The sequence below is a fragment of the Streptomyces sp. NPDC058470 genome, assembly GCF_042721055.1.
In the GTDB taxonomy this organism is placed as follows: domain Bacteria; phylum Actinomycetota; class Actinomycetes; order Streptomycetales; family Streptomycetaceae; genus Streptomyces.
In genome coordinates this window covers 33,541-37,444 of the sequence record NZ_JBHXMF010000052.1, presented here as the reverse complement: position 1 = coordinate 37,444, position 3,904 = coordinate 33,541, and the positions used below count along the sequence as shown (strand labels likewise).

The window sequence follows — 3,904 nt, the reverse complement described above, 5'->3', positions numbered from 1 at the left end:
GGTGCCGTCGGGGCGGGTGGCCATGTAGTGGACGACGGGCCGGGCGCTGTGTGCCATGGAGAGTCCTCCGGATCGGTCTGGCGGCTGGTGGCCGTTCAGTGGATGTCGTCGACGGTGATCGGGGTGCGCGAACGGCCCGGCCGCGGTGGCCGGGCCGTTGAGGAACAGCGGGCGCGGATCAGGCGGCGGCGTCGCCGGTCTGATCCGGGGCCGTGTCCGCGGTGGCGGGCTTCTCGTACGGCGCGGTGAGCTGGTCGACCGCGCGACGGATCCGGTCGGCGACACCGAGGACGTAGTCGCAGTGCCGCGCGGCGGTCATGTCGGTGGTGTACGCGGCGAGTTCCTGTTCCGGCGTGCCGACGCTTTGCAGCAGGCGCTCCAGGTGGAACGTGGCCGCGGCCATCTCGGTGAGCATCGGCGTCTCCATACCGGCGATGCGGTCCGCGAGCGCGCAGTCCGTCTTCGGGCGCTCGGGGTAGCGGTGGCTGTCGGTGCGCATGGCAGTCGTCATGTACGACTCCTTGAGGTCGGCGGGTGGGCTGACGCGCCCCCGCACCGCCCCGGCCCCCACGGGCGGGGGCCGGGGCGGCACGGCGACAGGTCAGATACCGGTCAACGCTCCAGTAGCTCGTAGGGGAAGGGCTCGTGCTCGATGTGCACGCCGGCCCTGATCCAGTGCCAGTGGAAGGGGAACCTGGTGAGTTCGAGCTCGATGACGGCGATGGCCCGGTGGTGTCCGTCGGACACGTAGATGTCGCGCCAGCGCTCGTTGATGCAGAGGAGGATCGGCACTTCGAGGCCGTCCTCAGCGATCGACTCCTTCAGCTTGTCGACCTTCTGCCGGTCTTTGCCCTGGGCGAACTGGCGGTGGGCGTCGGCCCATCGCCTGAAGTCGGTCGGCATGATCTTGCGGTCGTTGAGCAGCGACGTCAGCATGCGGCCGCGGTACTTCATCGGTTTCCCCCGGTGGCGGTCAGGCCCGGCCGGCGGTCGCGGCGGGCACCTGCCGCTGGGCGGCGGCCTCTTCGCGGCGGTGGTTGCGGACGACCTTGCCCATGATGTGCTGGGTGACCTTCTCCGCTTCGACTTCGTCGGCCACGAACTGCTTGTTGAGCTTTTTGACGGCGGGCTTGGACAGCACGTGCGTGCCCATCTCGTGGCGGGCCAGGGCGATCTGCTTGTCGAAGCCGCCCTTGCGGCACAGCTGGTCGACTTCGACGAAGGCGTAGACGAGGGTGGGGCCGATCTCCTGGCCCTTGCGGCGGCGCAGGCGCTGGGCGTTGAGCAGGATCCGCAGCGAGTTGTCGGGGCCGGCCACGGTCACGGCGTAGATGTCGCCAGGGCGGTCGGTCAGACTCAGCGTCTTGTCGCGCCACACCTCGTACTTGATGCCGGCGGCGACGCCCAGGGACCCGGCGGCCAGGCCGGAGAGCAGGTTGGTCTTGGTGACCACGAGTTCGACCTTGCCCAGCGGGCGGCGGCCGAAGTGGTCGCGGACCAGGCGCTGGGCGGTGGGCGCGGCGGCCTCGATGTCGGCGGTGACCTTGCGGGAGACGAACAGGCCGACGCGCTTGATGGTGAGCTGGTTTTGCTGCTTCTTCTTGTTGAACTGCACGTGTGCGTCCTTCCGGGAGGTCGGGGCGGTGCGGGCTGAGGGGCTACCGCACCGCCCCGGCCCGCACGGTCGCGGGTCGGGGCGGCACGGGCAGTCCGTCAGGCCGCGGACAGGCCCCGGGTGTCGCCGTCGGTGTCGTCGACGGCAACGGCCACGGGGAGGCCTGCGGCGCGGGCGGTGAGGTGCTGGTGGAGCTGGGGGAGGCTGGTGATCGTGACGGGCTCGTCAGCGTCGCCGGTCAGCAGCGTGAACTCCTTGGTGCGCCGGTCGTAGCGCTCGCCGCTGTCGCGGAAGTACAGCTGGACGCCGGGGGCGAGGTAGAGCCGGGCCTCGCCGTTCTCGAAGCCCTGCCAGCGGTCGGCGTAGGTGAGGAACGACGACTCGCTGCTGTCGAGTACCAAGCCGGCTGCGAACGCGGCCAGGTCGCTGGCGGTGCGGGCGGCGGCGTCCGCGATCTGGTCGATGCCGTCCTCCAGCGTGTCCGCCGGCGCCGGGCTGTCCGTACGGGCGCCGCGGTGGAGCCGGTCGTAGCTGGCGTCGTTGAGGCGCTTGGTGATCGGGTCGGTGACCCAGTCCAGGAAGCGGTACGTGGCGAAGCCGAGGATCAGGGCCAGGACGGCGGCGCCGATCCGGCTGTCCTGCGCGGACAGGGTCTGCCGGAGCGGGTTGTAGGCGAGGTCGGCGGTGACACCGCCGACCACCAGGACCACGGCCATGCCGGTCAGGGCGAGTGCCTCGGAGCCGACGCGGGCTGCAGTCTGGCGCAGCGCGTTCCTCATCGCGATCATGAAGGGGTGTGCCTCTCTCTTCGGGTCGTGGTGCGATCGGGAGTTGAGCGGTGCAGGTCCTGCGGGGCGGCCTGGTTGTGGTGACCGGTCGGCCGCCCCGCGGGGCGTCATGCGGCGACGGGCCCGGCGGGCGCGTTCGGCGCGAGGGCGCGGACGCCGGCGGCGAGGGCGATGGTGTGCTGGTGGCCGCCGTCGACGACGTCCTCGAGGAGCTCGATGACGCCGGGCTCGATGCCGCCGCGCTCGCGGGCGGCGGCCAGGACGTTCTCCAGCAGCAGGACCTCGCCCAGGACGCTGGCGCGTACGGAGAGGGCGACGTCCACGAGGCTGGCGGCCGACGGGATGCGGTGGTCGGCGTGGGCCGCGTAGGCGGCCTCGCTCTGCGCGGCGAGCCGCTCGTCAAGCGGGTGCGGCTGCTGCTCGCGGTGGCCGAACCGTTCGGCGGCGCGGCGTATGAGGTCCTTGCGTTCGGCGAGGGACGGGACGTTGGACACGGGGGCCTCCTTGGAGGGTTGCCGGGTCCGGCCTGGGTGGCCGGGCGGACACCGCCGGCCCCGCCCGGGCCGCGTACGGCGGGGCGGGGCGACGGAGACCGCCGGGTCAGAGGAGCGCGGTGCCTGCGGCTGCGGCCAGCAGGGCGAGCGAGCCGAGGATCAGGTCGATCGCCCATCGCAGCTGCACGTACTTGCCGAGCGCGATCTGGGACAGGACCCGGAGCCTCGCGACGCGGGCGTCGACGGTGAGGCTGGCGAGGATCTCCCGGTCATCGTTCAACCGCGCCCAGTGCGGGAAGGAGGAACGGTCGTTGCCGCTGAGGCGGGGGCGGACCACCAGGAGAAGCAGGACGGCGGCCGCGCCCAGGGCGAGCGCGGCCGCGGCCCCGAAGGCCCGCGCCGCGAAGGGCAGTTGCGCGTCGTAGGCGCCGACGACGGCGGCCAGGACCACGCCGTCGAAGGCCAGTAACAGCGAGGCCTTCGAGTCGGTTCGGGTGATCTTCGCGTCGGTGTCGCGTACGGCGTCGTCCAGGTTCTTGTCCAGGTCGTACGACGCTGTGAGGGACATGGTGTCGGGGGCGGCGGTCATGCCTCGTCCCCGTTCGCGTCCGCGGTCTCCAGGACGAGGGTGGCGTAGGTGGATTCGTCGCCCGCCACTAGGCGCACCGCGCGGCTGAGTTCGACCCACCCGTCGGCCCGCCCGGTGTGGTACGGGCACAGCCGCTCCAACACCCGGCACGCGTCGCACAGTTCGTGGTCGGTGTGGTGCTGCGGCAGGCCGTCCTGGAGCTCCTTCACGCGGTCGCGCAGGTCCAGGTACCCGGTGATGAGCATGTCGACGGCGTCGGCGGCGTCGCCCTGGAGGCCGACGAGGATGCGCTGGCCGTCGCGGGCGGACTCGAGTACGAACGTCTCGTTGTTGGTGCCGATGGACATGAGCTGGGTCCTTTCCGGCCGGGCTGTCCGGCTCCCCGTCACCACCCGGCCCGCCGGTCGGCGGTACGAGT

The 3,904-nt window shown here is 71.9% G+C and carries 7 protein-coding genes; all 7 read right to left on the bottom strand.

From position 1 onward, the window contains the following. Positions 1 to 178: 178 nt before the first annotated feature. Positions 179 to 511 carry a hypothetical protein gene (locus ACFWP7_RS31765; RefSeq protein WP_384388398.1) on the bottom strand — a complete coding sequence of 111 codons (333 nt, stop codon included), beginning with the start codon at positions 509 to 511 and terminating at the stop codon, positions 179 to 181. Positions 512 to 612: 101 nt separating this feature from the next. After that, the gene (locus ACFWP7_RS31760) at positions 613 to 936 is read right to left on the bottom strand and encodes a ParB N-terminal domain-containing protein (protein ID WP_384388396.1); all 324 of its coding nucleotides are present in this window, start codon (positions 934 to 936) and stop codon (positions 613 to 615) included. A gap of 37 nt (positions 937 to 973) precedes the next feature. Further along, positions 974 to 1,615 (bottom strand): hypothetical protein, encoded by a 642-nt coding sequence (locus ACFWP7_RS31755; protein ID WP_384388393.1) that lies wholly within the window; start codon positions 1,613 to 1,615, stop codon positions 974 to 976. A gap of 98 nt (positions 1,616 to 1,713) precedes the next feature. Further along, the gene (locus ACFWP7_RS31750; protein ID WP_384388390.1) at positions 1,714 to 2,403 is read right to left on the bottom strand and encodes a hypothetical protein; all 690 of its coding nucleotides are present in this window, start codon (positions 2,401 to 2,403) and stop codon (positions 1,714 to 1,716) included. Positions 2,404 to 2,510: 107 nt separating this feature from the next. After that, the gene (locus ACFWP7_RS31745) at positions 2,511 to 2,897 is read right to left on the bottom strand and encodes a hypothetical protein (RefSeq protein WP_384388387.1); all 387 of its coding nucleotides are present in this window, start codon (positions 2,895 to 2,897) and stop codon (positions 2,511 to 2,513) included. Between the two features lie 106 nt (positions 2,898 to 3,003). Continuing rightward, on the bottom strand, positions 3,004 to 3,486 hold the full coding sequence (locus ACFWP7_RS31740) for a Pycsar system effector family protein (RefSeq protein WP_384388384.1): 483 nt from the start codon (positions 3,484 to 3,486) through the stop codon (positions 3,004 to 3,006). Beyond that, positions 3,483 to 3,904: hypothetical protein (locus ACFWP7_RS31735; protein ID WP_384388382.1), on the bottom strand; the 422-nt coding region annotated here is incomplete at its 5' end. The genes ACFWP7_RS31740 and ACFWP7_RS31735, both read right to left, overlap by 4 nt.

What these genes read in the sequence shown, in the direction of transcription:
- ACFWP7_RS31765 (WP_384388398.1), bottom strand. Translation starts at nt 511, where the DNA reads ATGACGACTGCCATGCGCACCGACAGCCACCGCTACCCCGAGCGCCCG.
- ACFWP7_RS31760 (WP_384388396.1), bottom strand. Translation starts at nt 936, where the DNA reads ATGCTGACGTCGCTGCTCAACGACCGCAAGATCATGCCGACCGACTTC.
- ACFWP7_RS31750 (WP_384388390.1), bottom strand. Translation starts at nt 2,403, where the DNA reads ATGATCGCGATGAGGAACGCGCTGCGCCAGACTGCAGCCCGCGTCGGC.
- ACFWP7_RS31740 (WP_384388384.1), bottom strand. Translation starts at nt 3,486, where the DNA reads ATGACCGCCGCCCCCGACACCATGTCCCTCACAGCGTCGTACGACCTG.